This window comes from Aromatoleum toluolicum (assembly GCF_012911005.2).
In the GTDB taxonomy this organism is placed as follows: domain Bacteria; phylum Pseudomonadota; class Gammaproteobacteria; order Burkholderiales; family Rhodocyclaceae; genus Aromatoleum; species Aromatoleum toluolicum.
Genome location: NZ_WTVS01000003.1, coordinates 130,781 through 152,359, shown reverse-complemented (window position 1 = coordinate 152,359; position 21,579 = coordinate 130,781). Strand labels below are relative to the sequence as shown.

Sequence of the window (21,579 nt, the reverse complement as noted above, 5' to 3'; positions counted from 1 at the left end):
TCCTCACCTCGGCAGCGAGGGTGCCGGTGGTCGCCCATCGTCGGGCAAGACATCCAGGTCGCCGAAATTGTCGAACACGCCGACGATTCGATCGCCGGGATCGTAGGCGATCGCCACCTGGCGCCACACGCGCCGAAAGTCATCCGGCGAGGGCTTGGACAAGTCCGTGGCCCCGGTCGCCTCGTACAGTTCGAAAAGCCCGGCGGATATGATGTTGAGAAAGATGTACGCCCCCGCGTCCGACCGGCTGGGCGGCACACCGGCGTCGTAGCGATAGACCCGATAGCGGATGTTCGCGGGCGTCGTCCATTCGCGCAGCGGCGGACCGAGCAGCTCTTCGGCCACACTGCGCATGACGCCCGGTGTGATGGCACTGATGTCCTTCCCCCCCTCGCCACGCAGGGCCGCCGCGGTCGTACAGCCATGGAGAGGCGGAAGGGCGAGCACGAACAGGGCCATCGCGCCCGCCCGCAACGCCCTAGCGATCGATCGCCTCATCGACGTTCTCCGATGGATGCATGCACTTGTCGATCGCCTTGTCGGGCTCGCTGTAGATCGCACCCGCGAGTTCGTCCTTGCGCACCAGGCGGCCGTCGGGAGCGAATTCGAAGCAAAGATAATGCGGCGCGCTGACTGGCAGCGCCGCCGCGGCGCCGGGGCCGCCGAAGATCAGATAGCCATAGGCAACGGTCCACTCGTACATCAGAAAGCGATCGCCATCGAGCCGGTAGTGCGGTTCGCCGAGCGTCAGCACGACATCCGCGCGACGGGACACCCCCACCGCAAGCGAAGCGAAGGCGTCCCGGTCGGGGACGACCCCGAGCGCATGCGGCGGCACCAGAATGGGCAGACAGGCAGCAACGAGTCCAGCTACCAGAATGCGTGCTGCGGGCCGGAGGATGAAGCTAGCGACATCCATTCTTCACCAGACTGTGGCGTTCCAGCACGTCATGGCTGTCGAAGACGAGGACATAGGCATCGCACCTGAACCGTTTGTCCCGCCGCAAGTGGATTCGCCCCTGTTCATCGAGCTGAACGTGATAGATCAGCAGTGCACCGCTCTCGAAGCTTGATTGCGCGGGCCCGAAGCGATCCAGCACCTCCTTCTTGCGGGTTTTGCCCTCCACGATGAAGCCCTCCTGCTTGACGATCTCCGCGGAGGGGACGACGCGTGCCGTCTCGCACCCCAAGAGAAAGACGCAGGCCGGCAGGAATATCAGCGACGCGAAGAAGACACTGCGCATGAAAGCTCTCGAAACAGCCCGCCGCATCCATCAAGGCCCGAACACGCACCTCCCGAACGGATAACCTTCCCGCGGCTGGCAGACGATATCAGGATGCTGGACACAATCCGCGGTCGTGCGGCACAAGGATCCGCCACCGAAGCTGCACGTCGTCTCCAGGCGGTATGACTTGCGCGCGCCCTTCTCGGGTCCGGAGTCCTCGATCTCGATCGAACCGCGGTAAAGATCGCTCCCGTGCTTCTGCATCCAGGAAACATCGGCCTCGAAACTATGGGCATTCAGGTGGTATGCGTGCCCCGCTTCGAAGTCGTGCTCCATCGCGCACACGTCTGTCTTGCCGCCACCGCCGCCGAAGTAGCGCTCGATGCCGAACTCGACCCAATGGCGCCCGGATGGCAACTTGGTGGTCAGGTTTGCCAGTTGGGACAGTTTCGGGCGACGACCATCGACCGCGGAGATGTGGCACTCCTCGATCCAGACGAAGTAGTAGCGCCAGAAGCAGGTGATCGTGGCGACCTCCGCGTCCGGAAGTCGCGGCCCCGGGTAGGCGACGAAAGTGGCGCATCCGGCGCAGAGCGAAGCGGTCAGCATCGCGCCGGCGCCGAACGCCCCTGCTCTCGGCCGCACGGCGACTCCGCACATCACTCAGGATCGGCCACCCGCCTCGCGCTCGGCCTCGAACAGCAGGCTCGCGAGCGAATCCAGCCCCTCCTGCTGCGCAGCCTCGGAGATCTCCTCCAGGCTCGCGCCGCCGTCTATCATCCGCGCGGTCGCGCTGTCGGCTGGTAGCTGCTGGCGAAACTCGCGCAGCCGTTCAGCCACCACGTCGATCACCGATCCCTGCGGCGTCGGATCTCCGGCAGCGTCAAGCTGCTCCTCGCAGGCCTCGAACAGCGCGCCCGCCAGCGCATGCAATCCCTCCTCGGTCGCACAGGCGGAAATCTCCTCCGGCCCTGCGCCCCGATCGATCGCCGCAGCAGTCTTGCCGCCGGCCGGCAGCGTGCTCCTGAAACTTGCCAGAATCTGTCTGATCGCGTCCATGTCGCTCTCCCGGTGATATCCGCCGCTTTCAATCTAGATGACCGGCACCTCATGTGAAAGGAATATGCACCGCAGCCTCGCGGAGCGCCTTCCGGGTATGATCGGTTTGCTGCGGTCCTGCGCTGGCCGCAACTCAGCCCGCGGCTCTTCCTCGGCACAGCGGCCATCCTGTAGATCGCGCTGTACGCTGATTTCTGCCTCGGAAGCATTGGTCGGCGCATTACCGGTCGAGCACGACAGCCACCTCGGCGGCGCGCTGCAATTCTCCTTCTGCAACACCCCAAGGTGCTGATGCTGCTAGTCGGCATGTGCGCGACAAGATCGAACAGTGGCTGGGCGGTTGATGAACTGAACGGCCGGTGGCACAACACCGTCTACGGCGTGAACCGTGCTCCCGCCCTGCGTCGACAACGGCCACGCGCACTTCGACGCGGATTCGCACCGCTCAGGAGGTCCGGATGTTCCCAACTGCAATCCTTGCGCTTGATGTTTCGGAAGCCCGGCGTGCCTTGCTCGACTGCATGCCTCAGTTAATGGCGTGGGGCGTTAATCGGATCATCCTGACGCACATCATCCATGTCGGTCGCATGCCGGAGCCAAAATGGGGGCAGCATGACTACCTCGAACAGGATTTTCAGGAAGTCGCAGGACACTTGCGCGAACGGTGTCCTGGCATCACGGTAGAGGTCGTCGTCGGCGAGGCTCACGACCCTGCCGACGAGTTGCTCTCGATAGCACGAGACCGCGCGGCAGACCTGATCGTGATCGGCTCCCGCAGCCACTCGATGACCCGTTCGCTGTTCCTTGGCAGCTTCGCACGCGACGTTGTTCGAAAAACCGATCTGCCGCTGCTCGTTCTCTCGCTTGTTCCGACCTTCTCTCCCGAGGCGGGCTTCCGATCGCCGTGCGAAGACATGCTCAGGAAGGTTCTGCTCGCGACGGACTTGTCCCGCCATGCGAGCGCTGCGGAACGTGCTGCAGAAAAGCTGGCGCAGACTGGTGCGGTTATCGACTGCCTCCATGTCATCGAGCCACAGATGCGGCTTGCCATGCCGCGATGGCCCGCAATGGCCCGCGCGGGGTTGAGCGAACTGCTCGACAGCCTGCAGCGAGCAGGAAGTCGTGACGGCCAGACCTTGATCGCGGATGGTGAAACCGCCGCGGTGATTGCCCGTATGGCGGCAGAAGGCGATCATTCACTGATCCTTCTTGGCAAACACGGGCAAAACTGGATTGAGGGTCGCCTCATCGGGAGTACTGCGACCCGTGTGAGCGAGACGGCTTTGCGTCCCATACTGATCGCCCCCTGACCCGCAAGAACGAGCACGACCCCAGCGGCCTACGGCCTCTGCTCACTGACGAGTATCAAGCCCACACACTGCACCAGTGCGCGAATGTCGGCGAGCAAATGCATGACGTCCTCCTGCGGCTCCGAGGTCACTTTGAAGTGCACCCAGAAGGGGCCTTCTGGCGCGCGCCCTTGACGGTAACCCGCCATGCAACCCTGCCCGGCGCGGTGGTGGTCAGGGCATCGCGCTCGCGCCGGAAATGCTTTGCGCGGGACTATCGTCGCTGCGCTGCGGCACTGCCCGCCGCGCCCGCCTCATACCACCCCTTGCTCGCATTGACCACGCGCACGACCAAGAGCATCACCGGCACCTCGATCAGCACGCCGACCACGGTCGCCAGCGCCGCGCCGGACTCGAAGCCGAACAGGCTGATCGCCGCGGCAACGGCGAGTTCGAAGAAGTTCGACGCGCCGATCAGCGCCGAGGGGCAGGCGACGCTGTGTTTCTCCCCCACCGCGCGGTTGAGCAGGTAGGCGAGCGAGGAATTGAAGAACACCTGGATCAGGATCGGCACCGCCAGCAGCGCGATCACCAGCGGCTGCGCGAGGATCGCCTCGCCCTGGAAGGCGAACAGCAGCACCAGCGTCACGAGCAGCGCACTGATCGACCACGGGCCGATGCGCTCCATCGCCGCGTCGAACACCGCCTGCCCGCGCGCCAGCAGCGCCTTGCGCGCCACCTGCGCGAGCGCGACGGGAATCACGATGTAGAGCACGACCGACGTGAACAGCGTGTCCCACGGCACGGTGATCGCCGAGATGCCCAGCAGCACGGCAACAATGGGCGCGAATGCGACCACCATGATCGCGTCGTTAAGTGCGACCTGCGACAGCGTAAAGATCGGGTCGCCGTTGGTCAGCCGGCTCCACACGAACACCATCGCCGTGCACGGCGCCGCGGCGAGCAGGATCAGGCCCGCGACGTAGCTGTCGATCTGCTCGGCGGGCAGCCAGGGCGCGAACAGGTGGCGGATGAAGAACCACCCCAGCAGCGCCATCGAGAACGGCTTCACCAGCCAGTTCACGACCAGCGTCACGCCGATGCCGCGCATGTGGCCGCGGATCTCGTGCAGCGCGCCGAAATCCACCTTCATCAGCATCGGGATGATCATCACCCAGATCAGCACCCCGACCGGCAGGTTCACCTGCGCGACCTCCATCCGCCCGATGGCCTGGAACAGCGCCGGCGCCATCTGGCCGAACGCGATGCCGGCGACGATGCACAGGAACACCCAGACGGTGAGATAACGCTCGAAGACGCTCATCGGCGCCACCGCGGCGCGCTTCGCGGTCACTTCACACTGAACCGACATCGATTCCTTCCTTACTGGTTTGACCGTTCGCGCCGCCTGCGGCGAGCGCCAGCAGGCGCGCTACGCCCACCGGCTCATCCGCCTGCACCGGCACCAGCGCGACGCGCCTGGCGTGGCGCTCGCGCACGATCTCGATCTGCGGCCACTCCTGCGCGGCGCGCCGGTGCAGCACGGGTGCGTCGGTTCGCGCAGCGGCGAGGCTGTTGTTGATGACCCAGGCCCACGGCTCGATCCCGGCGCGGCGCAGGTCGGCCTGCAGGCTGGCAGCTTCGAGCACCGGCGTGGTCTCGGCGAGCGTCACGATCAGCACCTTGGTCTGCTGCGGGTCCTGCAGCTGCATCATCGGCGTCGTGAAGTGCGTGATGCCGCTCTTGTCCATGTGGCGCGCGATCTCCTTGTGATACGCACCGGTGGCATCGAGCAGCAGCAGCGTGTGGCCCGTCGGGGCCGTATCCATCACGACGAACCTGTTCCCCGCTTCGCGGATCACGCGCGAGAAGGCCTGGAAGACGGCGATCTCCTCCGTGCAGGGCGAACGCAGGTCCTCTTCGAGCATCGCGCGGCCGTGCGCATCCAGGTCCTTGCCGCTCGTCTCCAGCACATGCCGGCGATAGCGCTCCGTCTCGACCTGCGGGTCGATGCGGCTGACGGTGAGGTTCCCGAGCGAACCCTCGAGCGTCTCCGCGAGGTGCGCCGCAGGATCGGAGGTCGTCAGATGTACCGGAAAGCCGCGGTGCGCGAGTTCGACCGCGATCGCGGCGGCGAGCGTCGTCTTTCCGACTCCGCCCTTCCCCATCAGCATCACGAGCCCATGGCCGTCCGCGGCGATGCCGTCGACAAGGCCCGCGAGATTCGGCAAACCGTGCACCGCCGGCGCCCGCTCGTCATCCGGCGAGTCGCAGGGCTGCGCACCGGCCGTTCCGAGCAAACTACGAAGAGCCGCCAGCCCGACGAGGTTGAAGGGCATCAACGGCACGTAGTCGGTCGGCAGCCCGCGCAGCGGCTCGGGCAGCGCGGCGAGCGCATCCCGCTCGCGACGCAGCACCGCCGCGGCCAGTCCGTCCGCGCGCGCCGCGTCGTCGTCGGACAGGACGCCATTGATGACCAGGAACTGGCGGCTGAGTCCGATGGCAGCCAGCTCGGCATGAGTGCGCGCCACTTCGCGCAGCGTCGAGGCCTGGGCGCGTGCGACCAGCACCAGCCGTGTGCGCGCGGCGTCCGCGAGCGCCGCGACGGCGGCCGAATACTGCTCGCGCTGCTTCTGCAGCCCGGCCAGCGGGCCGAGGCAGGACGCCCCTTCGGCGTTGTTCGCGAGAAATCCCGACCACGCGGCAGGCAGCTGCAGCAAGCGGATCGTGTGGCCGGTCGGCGCGGTATCGAACACCACATGCTCGAAACCGTCCGTGAGCTGCGAATCGGTCAGCAACCCGGTGAATTCGTCGAACGCGGCAATCTCCGTCGTGCAGGCGCCCGAAAGCTGCTCCTCGATGCCGCGCACCACGTCGTCCGGCAGCACGCCGCGCACCGGGCCGACGATGCGGTCGCGGTAGGCCTGCGCGGCGGCCTGCGGATCGATTTCCAGCGCGAAAAGCCCCGCCACCGCCTCGATCGGCGTCACGCGGTTGCCGATCTCCTGCTCGAACACCTGCGCCACGTTCGAGGCCGGATCGGTGCTCACCAGCAGCACCTTGCGGCCGAGTCCGGCGAGACGGATTGCAGTGGCGCAGGCAAGCGAAGTCTTGCCGACCCCGCCCTTGCCGGTGAAGAACAGGTAGCGCGGCGGCTGGTCGAGGAAGCGCATCGCCGTCCCGCTCAGCAGCAGCGGCCGCCGCTGCAGCACCCGCCGGCAGACGTCCCGGCCGGCTCGGCCTTCACGCCGGCCCAGCGGGCGAGCTCGTCGCGCGTCGGATAACGCCCCGCCAGCGCGAACTCCCCGTCGATCAGGATCAGCGGCAGCGACTCGGCGCCCGAACGCTCGAGGAAGCCCTTCACCACCGCGTTCTGCACAAATGCCAGCGGCTGCTGCGCGAGGTTGAAGCGCTCGAGCGCAACACCCTGCTGCTTCGCCCACTCGACGTCGGCGGCGAAGGTGACGAGTTGCTGGTCGACATCTACGCCGCACACGCCGGAGCTGCAGCACAGGGCAGGATCGAAGATCTGGATCGATTTCATGAGGATGGTCCCGGTAGAGGAAGAGAAGAGGGAGAATTCAGGCAGACAGCTCGCCGATGCGGTCGACCGCCACCTGGAACGCAGCGGGATCGCGCCGGGCGAGATCGCCGGGCAAGGTGAGGAATGCCTCGATACGCGCGCGCAAAACGCGGTAGGCATGGACGAACGCCGCGTCGATCTCCGCATCGCTACCGCTCGCCTTCGCCGGATCGTCGACGCCCCAATGGGTGCGCGGCACCTTGCCTAGCACCACCGGGCAGGTCTCGCCGGCGGCGCTGCCGCACACCGTGACGATCAGGTCGGGCACCCGCGGCAGATCGCTCCACGACTTGCTGTACAGCCCTTCGGTCGCGAAGCCTTCGCGCGCCAGCAGCGCCAGCGAGCGCGGATGCACATAACCCGCCGGCTGGCTCCCGGCGCTCATCGCCCTCATGCCCGCTGGGGCCAAGGCGTTGAAGGTCGCCTCGGCAAGGATCGACCGGCACGAGTTGCCGGTACACAGGAACAACACATTCATGCTTTCGATTCCCGCACAGGGTTGGAAGAGCCACAGCCGGGGAAACGTCCGGAGAGAAGGTCCCCATCCCGGCACCCGCCGGCCACCCCGCTGCAGCAGTTTTCGGTGAGGAAGCCGACGACCTCGGTCATCAGCACGAGATTCGCCCGATAGCGCAGGAATCGCCCCTCCTGCTCCACGCGCAGGAGTCCCGCCTGCGTCATCGTGCGCAGATGGAAAGACAGGCTGCTCGGTGCGATGTCGAGCGCGGAGGCGATGTCTCCGGCAACGATGCCCGCCGGCTCCGCCTTCACGAGCAGCCGGAAGACGCCGAGCCGCACGCCCGAGGAGAGGCACTCGAAGACGCCCACGGCCGCTTTTTCGTCCATTGCTTCAACATTTCCAAATTTGTTGAAATATCGTAACGAAACGCGACCGCGTGCGTCAACGCCGTCACGGCGCAGCGGGTCAGAACGGCACGACGCTCTCGAAAGTCATCGCGATGCGCCGCTCCGGATGAATGAAGGCGATCGCGGCCGCATGCAGGTGCAGTCGCGCGTGCAGTTGCGCGCTCCGTGCCGGCGCATACAGCACGTCGCCAAGAATCGGATGCCCCAGCGACATCAGGTGCACCCGCAGCTGGTGGGTGCGCCCGGTCACCGGCTCCAGTTCGACCCGCGACATCGCACCCTCGCCCTCGCCACGGCGCTCGATGACCCGGTACCGTGTCAGCGCCCGCCGCCCGTGCTCGCGGTCGACCCTCTGGCGCGGATTGGCGTCCGGATCGGCCGCCAGCGGCAGATCGATCTCCCCGCGGTCGCCCGCGACGAGGCCGTGCACGACCGCAACGTAACGTTTGCCGACCGTGCGCTGCGCGAACGCATGATTCATCCGCCGCAACATTTCCGGCCCGCGTGCGAGCAGGATCAGTCCCGATGTGGCCATGTCCAGACGATGCACGAGGAGCGCGTCGGGGAACTGCGCCTGTACGCGCAGCTCGAGACAATCCTGCCGCTCCTCGCCGCGCGCAGGCTGCGACAGGAGACCGGACGGCTTGTCGGCGACGACGATGGCGTCGTCCGCATGGACGATGGCAGGAGCAAGATGCGGCACGGTTGCGGTAGCGCTCGGCGATGGCAGGGAACGGGAAAAATGACCGGGAAAGCAGAGGCGCCCACCATGCCGGACATCGTCCGACCGAGGCCCGCCATCCGCCACCGGACCGCGCCTTTTAGCAGGATTCCCGCCCCCCGGCAAACCCGGGCGCGCATCCGGCGACTTTGACGGCAAAATGGCCGTCCTCACACCACATCGAACCGCCATGTCCCGACTGCCCCGACGCATCGTCTGCCTCAGCACCGAAACCGTGGAAGTCCTCTACGCCCTCGGCGAGCAGGACCGCATCGTCGGCATTTCCGGCTACACGGTCATCCCGCCGCAAGCCCGCAAGGACAAGCCGAAAGTCTTCGCCTTCAGCACCGGCGACCTCGACCGCATCCTCGCCGTCGAACCCGACCTGGTGCTGTGCTTCTGCGACCTTCAGGCCGATATCGCCCGCGATCTCGTCAAGGCCGGCGTCGCCGTGCATGTCTTCAACCAGCGCAGCGTCGAAGACATCCTCGCGATGATCGAAACGGTCGGTCGCCTCGTCGGCGCCGAGCCCCGCGCGCACGCGCTGGTCGGCGAGCTGGAGCAGCTGATCGACGCGACGCGTGCCGCCGCCGCGCGGCTTCCGCGGCGTCCGCGCGTCTATTTCGAGGAATGGGATGAGCCGGCGATCTCCGGCATCCGCTGGGTGTCCGAGCTGATCGGGATCGCCGGCGGCGAAGACATCTTCGCCGAACTCGCCAGCCGCCCGTCGGCAAAGGACCGCTGCCTCGCCGACCCGCTCGAAGCCGCGCGCCGGCAACCGGACATCGTCATCGGCTCTTGGTGCGGCAAGCGCTTCCGGCCGGAGAAGGTCGCCGCGCGGTCGGGATGGCAGGACGTGCCCGCCGTACGCAACGGGCAGATCCACGAGATCAAGTCCGCGATCATCCTCGCGCCGGGCCCGGTCGCGATCCGCGAGGGGCTGCCCGCCCTCGCCCGCCTGTTCGCGGATTGGGCCAGCGGCCTGAAGGAGTAGGCGCGGCCACGCCGCGGCGGCCCTTCAGACCGGCCGTGCCGCAATGCGCCCGATCACGCCGAGGAAGGTATTGAGCACTGGCGCAGGCGGCCGGTCTGCACACGCGACCGCGAGCGACAGGTACGCCCCCTCGTCGCCGATCGCCAGGTAGCGCACGCGCGGCAGCTGCACGCACTCCAGCGGCGCCGGCAGCACCGCAACGCCGAGCCCGGATGCGACCAGCCCGATCTGCGTCGTCGCCTCGCGCGCGCGCTGCACGATGCGCGCCTCGAAGCCCGCCTTGCGGCACAGGTCATCGACGATCGCCGGCAATCCGGTGCCGACATCCGGCGGATAGGCAATGAAACCCTCGTCGCGAAATTCCGCGAGCGAGACGTCCGCGCGGTGCGCCAACGGGTGCGCGGCATTGACGACGAGCCTCAGGGCGTCGCGCCCGATCTCGCGCGTGACGATCCCGGCGGGCACATCCAGGCCGCGGTAGCGCACGAAGCCCACGTCGATCTCGCCGCGCTGCAGCGCCTCGAACTGCGCCCCGGAGAACATCTCGCGCAACGACAGCGCCACCTGCGGGAAGTCGCGCCGATAGGTGTGCAGCACGTCCGAAAGGGTCGTCGTATAGGGCAGCGAGGACGTGAACCCGACCCGCAATTCCCCCAGCTCCCCCTTCCCGGCACGGCGGGCATCCTCGGTCGCGACCTGAGAGCGCGCGAGGATCTCGCGCGAATGCTCGAGGAAGCGCCGCCCGGCCTCGGTCAGCGCGACACGCCGTTTGTTGCGCTCGAACAGCGACGTGCCGATCTCGTCCTCGAGATCGCGAATCTGCATCGACAGGGGCGGCTGACCGATATGCAGGCGCGCGGCCGCCCGCGTGAAATTGAGCTCCTCGGCGACCGCGACGAAGTAGCGAAGGTGACGCAGTTCCATTCATATATTCCACAGATAACCAGAGCCATTCAAATATATTGGACGTATGCATTGGTCGCAACCTAGGATTCACTGACGCCGCAGCGCAGCACAGCACAGCACTATCGCCTCAGGAATCCGTACCGGACGACCATGCAAGACCCAGCCCCCGCCACTACCCCCGCCCCGATCGAAGCCGGCACTCCGGCCTTCCGCCGCGCCAACCTCGCGATGTTCATCGGCGGCTTCGCGACCTTCGCGCTGCTGTACGCGACGCAACCCGTCCTCCCCCGCCTTGCCGCCGACTTCGGCGTCGCGCCGACCACCGCGAGCCTGTCCGTGTCGCTGGGCACTGCCGCGCTGGCGCTGATGCTCCTGCCCGCGAGCGTCCTGTCCGACCGCTATGGCCGCCAGCGCCTGATGAAGGCGTCCCTCGCACTCGCGACCGTGATCGCGCTTGCGACCGCCTTCGCGGCGGACTTCAACCAGTTGCTTGTCCTGCGGATGCTGATGGGAGCGGTCCTCGCGGGCCTGCCGGCCTCGGCGATGGCGTGGCTCGGCGAGGAAATCGCACCGAGCGCGCAGGGCCGCGCGATGGGCCTCTACATCGCCGGCAATGCCCTCGGGGGCATGAGCGGGCGCTTCCTAGTCGCCGGCCTCACGGACTGGAGCTCGTGGCGCATCGCCGCGGCGGCGCTCGGCGTGCTCGGGCTCGTCGCGACCCTCGTCTTCTGGCGCTGCCTGCCGCCATCGCACCACTTCCGCGCACGGTCCGCCCTGCCCGCGCGGGTGCTCGGCGACATCGCCATCCTGCTTGCCGACAGCGGACTGCGCCGGCTCTTCGCGGTCGCCTTTCTGATGATGGGCGTCTTCACCAGCCTCTACAACTACCTCGGCTTCCGTCTCCACGCGGCGCCCTTCTCGCTCGGCCAGACCGCCATCGGCGCGGTGTTCCTGCTGTACATGGTCGGCACGCTGTCGTCGGCGTGGACCGGGCGTCTGGTCGACCGTATCGGCCGCCGCGCCCTGCTGTGGATCATGATCGTCGTCTGCGGCGCGGGCCTCGCGATCGCCCTCACCGACCACCTCGCAGCCATCGTCGCGGGCGTCGCCGTCTTCACCTTCGGGTATTTCGGCGCCCACACCACAGCGAGCGGCTGGGTCGGGCGCCGGTCCGGCGAACGGCGCGCCCTCGCGACTGCGCTCTACCTGTGCAGCTATTACCTCGGCGCGAGCCTCATCGGCACACTCTCCGGCCTGGCGTGGGAATTCGCCGCGTGGCCCGGCGTGACCGCCGCCCTGAGCCTGTGCGCTGCACTCGCGCTCCTGTGCGCCTGGCAGTTGCGCAGGCTTCTACCCGTCGGCCAGCCTCCAGTCCTCACTCCGGCCGGCTGACGCCACGCCGACAACTTCGCTGCGCAGGCCGGGCCGGACGTCGTCCGGCGCTCCACGGCCCTCATGCGCTGCGCCGCAGGATGTGCAGCACCTCGCGCTGGGGCTCATCGACCAGCTCGGCCAGCGAAACCTTGTCGAGCACCTGCATGAAGGCCTCCAGCGCGCGGCCGAGCACGCCCTTCAGCCTGCAGTCGGGTGTCAGCAGACACTGGCTGCCGGTGCCGAAGCATTCGACCAGCGCCATCCCGCGCTCCATGCTGCGCACCACCGCACCAACATTCACGGCCTCCGGTGCATGCGCGAGCCGCAAGCCGCCGCCCTTGCCCCGCAGCCCTTCGACGAACCCGTCGCGCACGAGGTGGTTCGCGATCTTCATCAGATGGCTGCGCGAGATGCTGAAACGTTCGGACACCTCCGCGATCGTCACGAGGCGATCTTCGTTGACCGCGAGGTAGATCAACACGCGCAAGGCGTAATCGGTGTGCTGGGTCAGATGCATGGCAGTTCCCGGGGCGGCCGTCGGGCGGCGGCGTGAATCCCATTATACGGAACGCGGGTTAAAGATTCGTCCACGTTGACTCTTTTTAAAGATTCATTTTATATTCTTCTTAACCCGCGGCACCCGGTTGGACCCGTCTGCCGCCCGCCATGTCTCGTTCCCGGAGTACAGCGATGCGCCCCACCCGCCTCACCGCCCGACAGACCCTCACGCTCGGCCGCGCCACCATGATCCTTTCCGGTCTCGGCATGCTCGGCGCCGCCCTCGTGGCCTATCCCTTCGCCGAACGCTTCGGCATGGGCGTGCAGATCACCGGCCACCTGGTGCTGCCGGTGTCCGCGGCGTTCTTCAAGATCGGATACGTCGTGCGTCTCGCGTCGCACCACGCACTCGGGAACATGTCTGCCGGTTGAACGGGGCGCATCCGCTCGCCGGGAGTGAATACGCGGGTCTGCACGCCGCATCCCAACACACGGCCCGACCGGCACAAGGAGGACTACGATGCTCGCACTCGACGCAAAGCACGGCACCGCGCGGCTGCTCTCCAGGCGGCGCTGGACGCCCAAGCTCCTCTCCTTTCGCCTCGCACGCGACCCGTCGTTCCGCTTCGTTCCCGGCCAGTTCGCGCGTCTCGGTCTGCGCAAACCGAACGGCAGCCCGGTTTGGCGCGCGTACTCGATCGCCTCCGCACCTTGGGACGACCATCTGGAGTTCTACTCGATCATCGTCCCGGGCGGGGAATTCACAACCCTGCTCGATTCGCTCGAGCCCGACGACGAAATAATGATCGAGCGCACGGCCTACGGCTTCCTCAACACCAACCGCTTCGCCGACGGTCGCGACCTGTGGATGCTCGCGACCGGCACCGGCCTCGCCCCCTTCCTGTCGATCCTTCAGGACGAGGACACCTGGCGGCGCTTCGAACGCCTCGTCCTCGTGCATGGCGTGCGTGAATCCGCCGAACTCGCTTACCGCGAGGAAATCGATGCGCTGCGATGCCATCCGCTGTGGGCCGACGTCGGCGATCGCCTCGCCTATCAGTCCGTCCTCAGCCGCGACCGCTCGGCTGAGGCCCTCGCGGGACGCATCCCGGCACTTCTGGACGACGGCACCATAGAAGCGCATGTGGGCCTGCGCATCAGCCCCGAACACTCACGCCTGATGGTATGCGGCAGTCCCGACATGGTGCGCGACACGCATCGCGCACTGATCGCAAAAGGCTGCCGGCTGAGCCGGCTCGCGGCCCCCGCACAGATCGCGGTCGAGAACGGCTGGTAAAGGGCGTCAGGAAAGGCCCCTGGGACGAGTGCCGCGACGGGCACCCGGAAAAAGACTCAGCGCCGCTCGACCCAGAACAGTAGCCCGGCGGCCGCCACGACGAAGAGCAAACTTGGCGTCGACGCCGCGAGCACCGGCGGCCAACTGTTGATCACGCCCAGGTTCGAGAACAGGCCGTTCAACAGGTGGAAACCCACCCCCAGCATCACGCCGAGGAAGACCTTCACGCTCACCCCGCCCATGCGTTCGTGGCTCATTGCGAACGGCAGCGCCAGCGCCATCATCACCAGTGCCGCAAACGGATAGATCAGCTTCTTCCACAGCGCGATCTCGTAGCGGTCGGAGTTCTGCTGGTTCTCGCGCAGGTGGTTCACATAGGCTACCAGCGTCGCCACCGACATCCGTTCCGGCAGCACCATCAGCACGCTCAGCACTTCCGGTGTCAGCTCCGACTTCCAGTCCATTTCCGCCAGATCCACGACCTCGGTGCGATCGCCGAGGAAGCGCGTCTGGCGGATGCCGTTCAGGCGCCAGCCGTTCTCGTCGGCCAGGTAGCGGCCGGCTGCAGCCTCGGTCACCGAGCGCAACGCATGGTGCTCGTCGAACTCGAAGATCCTCACCTTCTCCATGCTGCGGTCCGGCTGCAGCGTCCGCACGTTCACGAAGCGCGGGCCATCCTTCACCCACAGGCCCGACCTGAGCTGGCTCGAAACCGTCGAATTGGTCGCAGTCAGGCGCCACTGCTGCGCGGCCCGCTCGGCCGGCGGCGCCACGTACTCGCCGAAGACGAACGTCGCGACGACGAAGATCGTCCCGATCCCCGCGAGCACACGCAACATCTTAGCCGTCGACATTCCCGACGCGCGCATCACGGTGATTTCGGAATGACGCGCGAGCGTCGTGAGCGAATACAGCGTGCCGATCAGTACCGCGATCGGCAGAAGTTCATACACCCGCCCCGGCAGGATCATCGCCACATACAGCAGGGCGTGATGCAGCTCGTACCCCCCCTTGCCGACGGAATCGAGCTCGTTGAGGAAGTCGAAGAACGCGAACAGCCCGAGGAAGGCGAGCAGCACCGTGAAGGTCGCCCCGACAACTTCGCGGGCGACATAGCGTCCCAGCACCGTCATCATGCGCGCGCCCTCCAGAACGGCGACACCGCGAGGCGCCGGTAGAACATCAGCGCAAGCACGACGAGCACCACCACGTGCGGCAGCCACACGGCGAGCTCGAAGCGCAGCCGCCCCTGCCCGACCCAGGACTGGAAGATACTGATCGCGTTGCTGTAGACGAGATAGGTCAGGATCGCGAAGAGCAGGTTGTTCGCCCGCCCGGCGCGCGGATTCACGAAGGACAGCGGGATCGCCATCAGCGCCAGCAACAGCGCGGCAACGGGCACGCCGATGCGTCCGAGCAGCTCGCCGAGATTGCGATCCGTGGGCGACGCGAGGAGCTCCGCGGTCGGGATCACGCGCGTGCGCGACGACTGGCCGGCCACCTTGCGCTCCTCGATCAACACCGAGTACCGCTCGAATTCCATCACGCGATATTCGGGCGTGCCCGGCTGGCCCTCGTAACGCCGCCCCTTCTCGAGCACGACGAAGCGGTCGCCGTTCGCATCGGTGTGCAACGAGCCCTCGGCCGACACGATGACGCTCAGGCGGCCGTTCTGTTCCGAACTCACGAACACGTTGCGCACCTTGCCGTTCTCTCCCGCCCCCATCTCGACGAAGAAGACGCGCTGCGACGCGGCCGACTCGCGGAACACCCCTGGCGCGACGCGTGACGCATCGTCACGCGAGTCGAGCCGTGCCTGGAACTCGGCGTTCTTCTGGTGTGCCCACGGCGACAGGAACAGGGTCGCCGCCGCGATCGCGATCACCACCGGCAGCGCAAAACGCAGCACCGGCCGGATGAAGCCCGTCAGCGGCACGCCCGACGCGAACCACACGACCATCTCCGAATCGCGGTACGAGCGCGACAACGGCATCAGCACCGAGATGAACACGGTCAGCGACAGCACGATGGGCAGCTCGGTCAGTGCGCCGAAGCCGATCAGCGCAAGCACGGCATCGGGAGGTACGCGGCCGCCGGCCGCCTGCCCGAGCAGACGCACCAGCACGACGGTGATGACGATCGCAAACAGGGCGACGAATACACCGGCAGCCGACTGGGAGAATTCACGCCGGAGGGCGCGGCTGAAAATCATCGCGCGAAGCCTGGATCTCGTTGGAGTGCGGGGTTTTTGACGCGTTTGCCGCGAACGGGCCATAATCGGCGGCAATCGGAACGACGCGTCTAATAAAGGAACAGGGCATGGAATTTACCATAAAGACCGGAGCCCCGGAAAAGCTCAAGACCGGCAGCCTGGTCGTCGGAGCATTTGCCGGCGGTACGCTCACCGACGCCGCAGCCGCCCTCGACAAGGCGGCCAAAGGCAAGCTCGCCGCGCTGATCGCCCGCGGCGACCTCGACGAAAAGGCCGGTTCGCTGCTCGCCCTGCATGATCTTCCGGGCTGCACCGCCGAACGCGTGCTCGTCGTCAGCCTCGGCAAGCAGGAAGAACTCGGCGACCGTGCGTGGCGCGACGCGGTCGGCGCCGTCGCCAAGGCCCTCGCAGCCTCGCCCTCCCACGACGCCGCCGTGTGCCTCGCCGACGTCGAGCTTCCCGGACGCGACGCCGAATGGGCGCTGCAGCAGCTCGCACGCACGCTGGCCGACGGCACCTATCGCTACGACACCACCAAATCGAAGAAGAAGGACGACAAGCCGCGCGGGGCGCGCAAGGTCGTGCTGGCCACGCGCAACAAGATCTCCGCCGCCATGGAGGCCGCCGTCAAACGCGGCCAGGCGATCGCCGAAGGCATGGCGCTGGCGAAAGATCTCGGCAACCTGCCGGGCAACTACTGCACGCCGACCCACCTCGCCGAGACCGCCATCGAACTCGGCAAGCAGTTCAAGCTCAAGGTCGAGGTGCTCGAACGCGAGGACATGGAAAAGCTCGGCATGGGCTCCCTGCTGTCGGTCGCGCACGGCTCGCACCAGCCGCCCAAGTTCATCGTGCTGCACTACAAGGGCGGCAAGGCCAAGGACAAGCCCGTCGTGCTCGTCGGCAAGGGCATCACCTTCGACACCGGCGGCATCTCGCTCAAGCCCGGCGCCGAGATGGACGAGATGAAGTTCGACATGTGCGGCGCCGCGAGCGTGCTCGGCACCTTCAGGGCGCTGGCGCGCATGGCGCTGCCGATCAACGTCGTCGGCATCGTCCCGAGCACCGAGAACATGCCCGGCGGCGGCGCGACCAAGCCCGGCGACGTCGTCACCTCGATGAGCGGCCAGACCATCGAGATCCTCAACACCGACGCCGAAGGCCGCCTGATCCTGTGCGACGCCCTGACCTACGCCGAGCGCTTCAAGCCCGCCTGCGTCGTGGACATCGCCACCCTCACCGGCGCCTGCGTCGTCGCGCTGGGCAAGATCCCCAGCGGCCTGCTCGCCAACGACGACGAGCTCGCGCGCGAGCTCACCGACTGCGGCACGGTTTCCGGCGACCGCGTGTGGCAACTGCCCCTGTGGGACGAATACCAGGAACTGCTCAAGAGCAATTTCGCCGACATGGCCAATATCGGCGGGCGCTACGGCGGCACGATCACCGCGGCCTGCTTCCTCGCGCGCTTCACCAAGGCGTACAAATGGGCGCACCTCGACATCGCCGGCACGGCCTGGCTGTCGGGCGACGCCAAGGGCGCGACCGGCCGCCCCGTTCCGCTGCTCGCCGAGTTCCTGATCGCGCGCAGCCAGGCTGCCGGGGCCTGAGCCGGGAAACGGCCGCCATGCCTCCACGCGTGCAGTTCTACCATAACGCCGAGAACCCGCTGTCGCTCGCCTGCGAGCTCGCCGCGCGGGCCTACGGCAGCGGCCGCAAGGTCGCCTTGCGCACGCAGGATGCGACGGCCGCCCGCCAGCTCGACCAGCTGCTGTGGAGCTTCGAGCAGCAGGCCTTCGTGCCGCACGTGATGGTGGGCTCTCCCCTCGCGGCCGAAACGCCGGTCGTCATCGGCCACGCGGAAGCACCGAACGAGTGGCCGCACGCCGAGATCCTTTTCAACCTCGCCGACGACGTGCCGCCCGGCCACGAGCGCTTTCGCATGGTGATCGAGATCATCGGCCAGAACGAAGCGCAGAAGCTCCCCGCTCGGGCGCGCTGGATGCAGTACAAGCAGGAGGACCTGCCCCTGCAGGCCTTCGACGCGATCCGCAGGGAGCCCCTATGAACACCTGGCCGCTGCCGCCACGGCTCGACCCCGACGACGACCTCAAGGCCGCCGACCTCCTCCTCGACAAGGCCGACGCCCTGCTCAAGCGGCACCGGGGCCCGGAGCCGCAGCCGCCGGCCCCGGAAGAGGTGATCTCGCTGGACGACGAGGATCTTCCCGTCCTGACCGAAGTCGTCGCGCCGGAAGACCTGCCCGCCGAGCTCGCTTCGCCCCGGCCGCCGCAGGCGAAACGCTCGGCCAGCGAACTCGCCGAGCAGCTCATCAGCCTCGACACCGAAGTCTCGCGCGCCGTCGAAGCCTGGTTCCACGCCGAACTGCCGCAGATCGTCGCGCGCGAACTCGACCGGCTGGGCGCCAACATTCGCGAACAAGCCCTCGCCCATCTGCGCGCAAGCCTGCTGCCGGAGCTGTCCGCGCACATCTCGCGCCATCTCGAAAAGAACACCGACGTCCTCCCGCCGGACCAGTCCTGAGGGGCCGCACCGGCCGGCAAATGCTGCGGCGGCAAGGCAGGCGGCCTCGATCCGCTATAATCCGCCCTTTGCCTTCAAGCCCCTGAGCACACCATGGAACTGGCCAAGAGTTTTGAGCCCGCGGACATCGAAGCCCGCTGGTATCCGGAATGGGAGTCGCGCGGTCACTTCGACGCCGGACTGGACAAGTCCAACCCCGACGCCTTCTGCATCCTGCTGCCGCCGCCGAACGTCACCGGCACGCTGCACATGGGTCACGGCTTCAACCAGACCATCATGGATGCGCTCACCCGCTACCACCGCATGCGCGGCTTCAACACGCTGTGGCAGCCGGGCACCGACCACGCCGGCATCGCGACGCAGATCGTCGTCGAACGCCAGCTCGACGCCAAGGGCATCTCGCGCCACGACCTCGGCCGCGAGAAGTTCCTCGAGAAGGTGTGGGAATGGAAGGAATACTCCGGCGGCACGATCACGCGCCAGATGCGCCGCATGGGCACCTCGCCCGACTGGAAGCGCGAGCGCTTCACGATGGACGCCGGCCTGTCGAAGATCGTCACCGAGACCTTCGTGCGCCTCTACAACGAAGGCCTGATCTACCGCAGCAAGCGCCTCGTCAACTGGGACCCCAAGCTCGGCACCGCGGTGTCCGACCTCGAAGTGGTGTCCGAAGAGGAAGACGGCTTCCTGTGGCACATCACCTACCCCTTCTCGGACGGCCCGATCGAAGGCCTGCCCGGCCTCACCGTCGCGACCACCCGCCCCGAAACCATGCTCGGCGACGTCGCCGTGATGGTGCACCCCGAGGACGAGCGCTACGCGCAGCTGATCGGCAAGACCATCACGCTGCCGCTGTGCGACCGCGAGATCCCGATCATTGCCGACGAATACGTCGACCGCGAATTCGGCACCGGCTGCGTCAAGGTCACGCCCGCGCACGACTTCAACGACTACGCGGTCGGCCTGCGCCACAAGCTGCCGATGATCAGCATCCTGCGGCTCGACGCCCACGTCAGCGACGACGCGCCCGAGAAGTACCGCGGCCTCGATCGCTTCGTCGCGCGCGAACAGATCGTGCAGGACCTCGAAGCCCTCGGCCTCCTCGCCGCGGTCAAGCCGCACAAACTCATGGTGCCGCGCGGCGACCGCACCAGCGCCGTCATCGAACCGATGCTCACCGACCAGTGGTTCGTCGCCATGAGCAAACCCGGCGCGGACGGCAAGAGCATCACCGGGAAGGCGCTCGAATGCGTCGCCTCCGGCGAAATCCGCTTTTACCCCGAGAACTGGGTTAACACCTACAACCAATGGCTCAACAACATCCAGGACTGGTGCATCTCCCGCCAGCTGTGGTGGGGCCACCAGATCCCCGCCTGGTACGCCGACGTCGAGGGTGACTTGCGCGTGTGGGTCGCGCACAGCGAAGACGAAGCGAAGGCGCTCGCCGCGAAGGACGGCTACACCGGCAGGCTGCGCCGCGACGAGGACGTGCTCGATACCTGGTACTCCTCCGCCCTGTGGCCGTTCTCGACGCTCGACTGGACGCCGGAGTGGCCGGCCAAGTCGAACGACGCGCTCGACCTCTACCTGCCGTCTTCGGTCCTCGTCACCGGCTTCGACATCATTTTCTTCTGGGTCGCCCGCATGGTCATGATGACCAAGCACATCACGGGCAGGATCCCGTTCCGCGACGTCTACGTGCACGGCCTGATCCGCGACGCCGAAGGCCAGAAGATGTCGAAGTCGAAAGGCAACGTGCTCGACCCGATCGACCTCATCGACGGCATCTCCGTCGAGGAACTCGTCAAGAAGCGCACCTTCGGCCTGATGAACCCGAAGCAGGCGCAGAGCATCGAGAAGAAGACGCGCAAGGAATTCCCGGAAGGCATCGCCGCCTTCGGCACCGACGCACTGCGCTTCACCTTCGCGTCGCTCGCCACGCCGGGCCGCGACATCAAGTTCGACCTGTCGCGCTGCGAGGGCTACCGCAACTTCTGCAACAAGCTGTGGAACGCCACGCGCTTCGTGCTGATGAACTGCGAAGGCCAGGACTGCGGCATCGACGCCACCTCCGGCAGCGCTGCCTGCAACGCCGAGAAGCTCGATTTCTCCTTTGCGGACCGCTGGATCGTGTCGCGCCTGCAGCGCACCGAAGCCGACGTCGCACAGCACTTCAAGGACTACCGTTTCGACCTCGTCGCCAAGGCGGTGTACGAGTTCGTCTGGGACGAGTACTGCGACTGGTACCTGGAACTCGCCAAGGTGCAGATCCAGAACGGCAGCGAAGCCCAACAACGTGCCACCCGCCGCACCCTGCTGCGCGTGCTGGAAACGGTGCTGCGCCTCGCCCACCCGCTGATCCCCTTCATCACCGAGGAGCTGTGGCAGACCGTCGCCCCGCTCGCCGGCCGCAAGGACGCCGACAGCGTCATGCTGGCGCGCTACCCGGAAGCCGACTTCGGCCGCATCGACGAGGCCGCCGAGGCGAAGATCACGGAGCTGAAGGCCATCGTCGGCACCTGCCGCAACCTGCGCAGCGAGATGGGGATCTCGCCCGCCCAGCGCATGCCGCTGGTCGCCGCGGGCGACGCCGCCGCGCTCGAGATCTACGCCCCCTACCTCGCCGGCCTCGCGCGCCTGTCGGGCGTCGAGATCGTCGAGGACATCGGCGCCGACGAACTCGCGCCGGTGTCGGTGTCCGGCGCCTTCAAGCTGATGCTGCGCGTCGAGATCGACATCGCCGCCGAGCGCGAGCGCGTCGCGAAGGAGATCGCCCGCCTCGAGGGCGAAATCGGCAAGGCCAATGGCAAGCTCGGCAACGCCAGCTTCGTCGAACGCGCCCCCGCCGCTGTCGTGCAGCAGGAACGCGACCGCCTCGACGGCTTCGTCGCGACGCTCGAAAAACTGCGGCCGCAGCTCGAAAAGCTCAATCGCGGCTGAGCGGCATCACGCCGAAAGCAAAGGGGGCCGCCCGATCACCGGGCAGCCCCCTTGTTTCTTGTGTCCGCACCC

The 21,579-nt window shown here is 67.1% G+C and carries 24 protein-coding genes; 9 read left to right on the top strand and 15 right to left on the bottom strand.

Annotation, left to right across the window (positions count from 1 at the left end; genetic code table 11):
* Window positions 1-3: 3 nt before the first annotated feature.
* Genes GPA27_RS02770 through GPA27_RS02750 form a run of 5 tightly spaced genes read right to left on the bottom strand, consistent with a single transcriptional unit; the run spans window position 4 to window position 2,285 of the window.
* Window positions 4-459 (bottom strand): hypothetical protein, encoded by a 456-nt coding sequence (locus tag GPA27_RS02770; RefSeq protein ID WP_169137585.1) that lies wholly within the window; start codon window positions 457-459, stop codon window positions 4-6.
* 19 nt (window positions 460-478) lie between these two features.
* Window positions 479-919, bottom strand: a complete 441-nt coding sequence (locus tag GPA27_RS02765; RefSeq protein WP_169137583.1) for a hypothetical protein — start codon at window positions 917-919, stop codon at window positions 479-481.
* Window positions 906-1,244, bottom strand: a complete 339-nt coding sequence (locus GPA27_RS02760) for a hypothetical protein (protein WP_169137581.1) — start codon at window positions 1,242-1,244, stop codon at window positions 906-908. The genes GPA27_RS02765 and GPA27_RS02760 overlap by 14 nt, the downstream gene beginning before the upstream one ends.
* 30 nt (window positions 1,245-1,274) lie before the next feature.
* Window positions 1,275-1,871, bottom strand: coding sequence for a hypothetical protein (locus GPA27_RS02755; RefSeq protein WP_169137579.1), 597 nt, complete (start codon window positions 1,869-1,871; stop codon window positions 1,275-1,277).
* An 18-nt stretch (window positions 1,872-1,889) separates the two neighbouring features.
* The gene (locus tag GPA27_RS02750; protein WP_169137577.1) at window positions 1,890-2,285 is read right to left on the bottom strand and encodes a hypothetical protein; all 396 of its coding nucleotides are present in this window, start codon (window positions 2,283-2,285) and stop codon (window positions 1,890-1,892) included.
* Between the two features lie 458 nt (window positions 2,286-2,743).
* On the opposite strand from GPA27_RS02750, the gene GPA27_RS02745 reads away from it, so the two are divergent.
* A complete protein-coding gene (locus GPA27_RS02745) occupies window positions 2,744-3,595 on the top strand; it encodes a universal stress protein (RefSeq protein ID WP_169137576.1) in 852 nt (283 codons plus the stop codon).
* Window positions 3,596-3,848: 253 nt separating this feature from the next.
* Here the strand turns inward: GPA27_RS02745 and arsB are convergent, their stop codons facing one another.
* The 6 genes from arsB to GPA27_RS02715 form a co-directional block, all read right to left on the bottom strand.
* On the bottom strand, window positions 3,849-4,946 hold the full coding sequence (gene arsB, locus GPA27_RS02740; protein ID WP_169137574.1) for an ACR3 family arsenite efflux transporter: 1,098 nt from the start codon (window positions 4,944-4,946) through the stop codon (window positions 3,849-3,851).
* Window positions 4,930-6,747 (bottom strand): arsenical pump-driving ATPase, encoded by a 1,818-nt coding sequence (arsA, locus tag GPA27_RS02735; RefSeq protein ID WP_169137627.1) that lies wholly within the window; start codon window positions 6,745-6,747, stop codon window positions 4,930-4,932. The genes arsB and arsA overlap by 17 nt, the downstream gene beginning before the upstream one ends.
* Window positions 6,748-6,758: 11 nt before the next feature.
* Window positions 6,759-7,118: an arsenite efflux transporter metallochaperone ArsD gene (arsD, locus tag GPA27_RS02730; protein WP_169137572.1), complete on the bottom strand. Its 360-nt coding sequence runs from the start codon at window positions 7,116-7,118 to the stop codon at window positions 6,759-6,761.
* Window positions 7,119-7,155: 37 nt separating this feature from the next.
* The gene (locus GPA27_RS02725; protein WP_169137570.1) at window positions 7,156-7,635 is read right to left on the bottom strand and encodes an arsenate reductase ArsC; all 480 of its coding nucleotides are present in this window, start codon (window positions 7,633-7,635) and stop codon (window positions 7,156-7,158) included.
* Entirely contained in the window at window positions 7,632-8,003 is a 372-nt protein-coding gene (locus GPA27_RS02720) for an ArsR/SmtB family transcription factor (RefSeq protein ID WP_169137568.1), read from the bottom strand. Before GPA27_RS02720 ends, GPA27_RS02725 begins: the two co-directional genes overlap by 4 nt.
* 79 nt (window positions 8,004-8,082) lie before the next feature.
* Entirely contained in the window at window positions 8,083-8,727 is a 645-nt protein-coding gene (locus GPA27_RS02715) for an RluA family pseudouridine synthase (RefSeq protein WP_169137566.1), read from the bottom strand.
* A gap of 208 nt (window positions 8,728-8,935) precedes the next feature.
* On the opposite strand from GPA27_RS02715, the gene GPA27_RS02710 reads away from it, so the two are divergent.
* A complete protein-coding gene (locus GPA27_RS02710) occupies window positions 8,936-9,739 on the top strand; it encodes an ABC transporter substrate-binding protein (protein WP_169137564.1) in 804 nt (267 codons plus the stop codon).
* Between the two features lie 24 nt (window positions 9,740-9,763).
* Here the strand turns inward: GPA27_RS02710 and GPA27_RS02705 are convergent, their stop codons facing one another.
* Entirely contained in the window at window positions 9,764-10,663 is a 900-nt protein-coding gene (locus GPA27_RS02705) for a LysR substrate-binding domain-containing protein (protein WP_169137562.1), read from the bottom strand.
* A gap of 210 nt (window positions 10,664-10,873) precedes the next feature.
* On the opposite strand from GPA27_RS02705, the gene GPA27_RS02700 reads away from it, so the two are divergent.
* Window positions 10,874-12,037: an MFS transporter gene (locus GPA27_RS02700; RefSeq protein WP_169137625.1), complete on the top strand. Its 1,164-nt coding sequence runs from the start codon at window positions 10,874-10,876 to the stop codon at window positions 12,035-12,037.
* Window positions 12,038-12,098: 61 nt separating this feature from the next.
* Here the strand turns inward: GPA27_RS02700 and GPA27_RS02695 are convergent, their stop codons facing one another.
* Entirely contained in the window at window positions 12,099-12,536 is a 438-nt protein-coding gene (locus GPA27_RS02695; RefSeq protein ID WP_169137560.1) for an RrF2 family transcriptional regulator, read from the bottom strand.
* A gap of 173 nt (window positions 12,537-12,709) precedes the next feature.
* Between GPA27_RS02695 and GPA27_RS02690 the strand changes: the two genes are divergently transcribed.
* A complete protein-coding gene (locus GPA27_RS02690) occupies window positions 12,710-12,949 on the top strand; it encodes a hypothetical protein (RefSeq protein WP_169137558.1) in 240 nt (79 codons plus the stop codon).
* Window positions 12,950-13,037: 88 nt separating this feature from the next.
* Complete coding sequence (locus GPA27_RS02685) at window positions 13,038-13,814, top strand: ferredoxin--NADP reductase (RefSeq protein WP_169137556.1); 777 nt, start codon at window positions 13,038-13,040, stop codon at window positions 13,812-13,814.
* 56 nt (window positions 13,815-13,870) lie between these two features.
* On the opposite strand, the gene lptG is transcribed toward GPA27_RS02685, so the two are convergent.
* On the bottom strand, window positions 13,871-14,950 hold the full coding sequence (gene lptG, locus GPA27_RS02680) for an LPS export ABC transporter permease LptG (RefSeq protein WP_169137554.1): 1,080 nt from the start codon (window positions 14,948-14,950) through the stop codon (window positions 13,871-13,873).
* The gene (gene lptF / locus GPA27_RS02675; protein WP_169137552.1) at window positions 14,947-16,026 is read right to left on the bottom strand and encodes an LPS export ABC transporter permease LptF; all 1,080 of its coding nucleotides are present in this window, start codon (window positions 16,024-16,026) and stop codon (window positions 14,947-14,949) included. Before lptF ends, lptG begins: the two co-directional genes overlap by 4 nt.
* Window positions 16,027-16,133: 107 nt before the next feature.
* On the opposite strand from lptF, the gene GPA27_RS02670 reads away from it, so the two are divergent.
* The 4 genes from GPA27_RS02670 (at window position 16,134) to GPA27_RS02655 (ending at window position 21,507) form a co-directional block, all read left to right on the top strand.
* Window positions 16,134-17,633, top strand: coding sequence for a leucyl aminopeptidase (locus GPA27_RS02670; protein ID WP_169137550.1), 1,500 nt, complete (start codon window positions 16,134-16,136; stop codon window positions 17,631-17,633).
* 17 nt (window positions 17,634-17,650) lie between these two features.
* Window positions 17,651-18,091: a DNA polymerase III subunit chi gene (locus GPA27_RS02665; protein WP_169137548.1), complete on the top strand. Its 441-nt coding sequence runs from the start codon at window positions 17,651-17,653 to the stop codon at window positions 18,089-18,091.
* Entirely contained in the window at window positions 18,088-18,567 is a 480-nt protein-coding gene (locus tag GPA27_RS02660) for a hypothetical protein (RefSeq protein WP_211164799.1), read from the top strand. Before GPA27_RS02665 ends, GPA27_RS02660 begins: the two co-directional genes overlap by 4 nt.
* A 93-nt stretch (window positions 18,568-18,660) precedes the next feature.
* Entirely contained in the window at window positions 18,661-21,507 is a 2,847-nt protein-coding gene (locus GPA27_RS02655; RefSeq protein WP_169137546.1) for a valine--tRNA ligase, read from the top strand.
* Window positions 21,508-21,579: the final 72 nt, after the last annotated feature.